This window comes from Nocardiopsis sp. TNDT3, assembly GCF_003427465.1.
In the GTDB taxonomy this organism is placed as follows: Bacteria; Actinomycetota; Actinomycetes; order Streptosporangiales; family Streptosporangiaceae; genus Nocardiopsis; species Nocardiopsis dassonvillei.
Genome location: NZ_QPFC01000981.1, coordinates 1 through 2,162 on the forward strand (window position 1 = coordinate 1; position 2,162 = coordinate 2,162).

2 protein-coding genes are annotated in these 2,162 nt (G+C 72.6%); both read right to left on the reverse strand.

Annotation, left to right across the window (positions count from 1 at the left end; translation table 11 throughout):
* Positions 1-1,077, reverse strand: a 1,077-nt coding sequence (locus DQW06_RS22535; RefSeq protein WP_157983567.1) for an AMP-binding protein, incomplete at its 3' end; no start/stop codon positions are given.
* A 327-nt stretch (positions 1,078-1,404) separates the two neighbouring features.
* Entirely contained in the window at positions 1,405-2,079 is a 675-nt protein-coding gene (locus DQW06_RS22540) for an HAD family hydrolase (RefSeq protein WP_013154267.1), read from the reverse strand.
* Between the last annotated feature and the right edge of the window lie 83 nt (positions 2,080-2,162).

Below are 2,162 nucleotides of genomic sequence, written 5' to 3' on the forward strand. Positions count from 1 at the left end.
GTTGAGGGTGGTGGAGGGCGACGGGTGGGCGGGGCTGCCGTCGTACAGGACGATGGAGGCCTTCGTCAGCAGCACGCTGACCAGGAAGTTCCACATCATCCAGCCGGTGGTGGTGAACCAGAACACCCGGTCGTGCTCCTGGGCGTCCAGGTGCAGGTGGAGGTTCTTGAGCTGTTCGAGCAGGATGCCGCCGTGCCCGTGGACGATGGCCTTGGGCAGGCCGGTGGTTCCGGAGGAGTAGAGCACCCACAGGGGGTGGTCGAAGGGGACGGACGCGAACTCCAGCTCGGCCCCTGCCCCGGACTCCTCCAGACGACCCCAGGGCAGGGTGCCGTCGAGGAACTCTCCGGGGTTGAGATAGTCCAGGAGGACGGTGTGCTCGACGGTGGGCAGGGCCGCGCGCAGCTCCTCCACGACGGGGCGGCGGTCGAAGTCCTTGCCCCCGTAGCGGTAGCCGTCCACGGCGAGCAGGACCTTGGGTTCGATCTGGGCGAAGCGGTCGATGACGCTGCGCACGCCGAAGTCCGGGGAGCAGGAGGACCACACCGCGCCCAGGGAGGCCGCGGCGTAGAAGGCGGCGACGGTCTCGGGCAGGTTGGGCAGGTAGGCCACGACGCGGTCGCCGGGACCCACGCCCAGTCCGCGCAGGCCGGCGGCGATGGCGGCGGTGCGGCGGCGCAGGTCGCCCCAGGTCCACTCGCCGAGTCCGCGCAGTTCGGTGGCGTGGCGGATGGCGACGCGGTCGTCGTCGCGGCCCTCGAAGACGTGCCGGGCGTAGTTGAGGGTGGCCCCGGGGAACCACTCGGCTCCGGGCATGGTGCGCTCGCCCAGGACCCGCTCGTAGGGGGTCTCGGAGCGCACGCCGTAGTACTCCCAGACCGACTCCCAGAAGCCGTCGACGTCGGTGACCGACCAGCGCCACAGGGAGTCGTAGTCGAAGGACGCGGCGGAGGCGTCGCCGAAGGCCCGGACCCCCTTCTCGCGCTCGGCCCATCGGGCGAACGCGACGATGTTGGAGGACGCGGCCCTCTCCTCGTCGGGCTTCCAGAGCACCCGGGGCACGCTGTTCTCCGTCATTGGCCCGCCTTCCCATTCGCACTGTGTTCCGCACGGCGTGTTGCCGACCGTGTGTTGCTGTGAGACCCATCTAACAACACCCCATGACGGCGGCGCCGGCCCGGCCCCCGGGGTGACGGGGGCCGGGATGCGGGTCGAGTGCGCAGGTCACCGCTGGGAGGGAACCGGTGTGTGGAACCCACTGGCGGGCGGTCGCGCGGGCGTGGGCGGTCACCGTTGACAGGGGCCGGAGGCGGGCGGGAGAGCCGGTGACCGGACCTTTGCGGGGCCCGCGCGGGCGCGGTGCTCCGGGCTCCGGGCGCGCGGGGCCCGGGCCCGGCGGTCGCCTCAGGCGCCGCGCAGCGCGGCCACCGCGGCCGCCGGGGAGTCGACCACCGGGGAGCCGGTGGCCTCCAGGCGGGCGCGGGACATCAGGCCGCTGGTGACGAGGATGGAGCGGGCCCCGGCCTCGCGGGCGGCGCGGGCGTCGTCGTCGATGTCGCCGATCAGCACGACCCGGGCCGGGTCGATGCCCTGGTGTTCGAGGTGGCGCACCAGGTGCTCGGCCTTGGAGTCGTCCTCGGTCTGGAACTGGCGGCCGTCCACCCGGGTGAAGTGCCCGGTCAGGCCGCGCTCCTCGATGAGGGGCACCAGGTGGTCGTGGGAGGCCATGGACAGCAGGGACTGGGTGCCGCCGCCGCGGGTCCACTCCCGGAGGACGTCGGGGACGCCCGCAGTGAGTTCGCAGGAGGGCAGCAGCTCCTGGTAGCTGCTGTCGTAGTGCCGCTCCGCCCGCTCCCACTCGCCCTCCTCGAAGGCCCGGCCGAGGAGCTCCTCGTAGCAGGGGATGAGGGGGCGGCGGAAGACGGAGCGCCAGTGGTCCAGCTCCACGGGGTCGCGGCCGAACAGCTCGCACACGGCGTTCACCGCGGCGAGGTTGGCGTGGTTGTCGTTGAGGAGGGTGCCGTTCCAGTCCCAGACGATGTGGGTGCTGTCGTGTCGGTCGAAAGTCGTCTCAGCCATTGACCGCACTTTACGGGCACCGGCCCCGGTCGGGGAATGCGTCGTGCGCCACCCCCTGCCCGGCCCCCCGCGCACGCCGGGCC

Bases quoted from the DNA above. Each gene is read 5' to 3' on its own strand.
- DQW06_RS22540 (WP_013154267.1), bottom strand. From the start codon at position 2,079: ATGGCTGAGACGACTTTCGACCGACACGACAGCACCCACATCGTCTGG.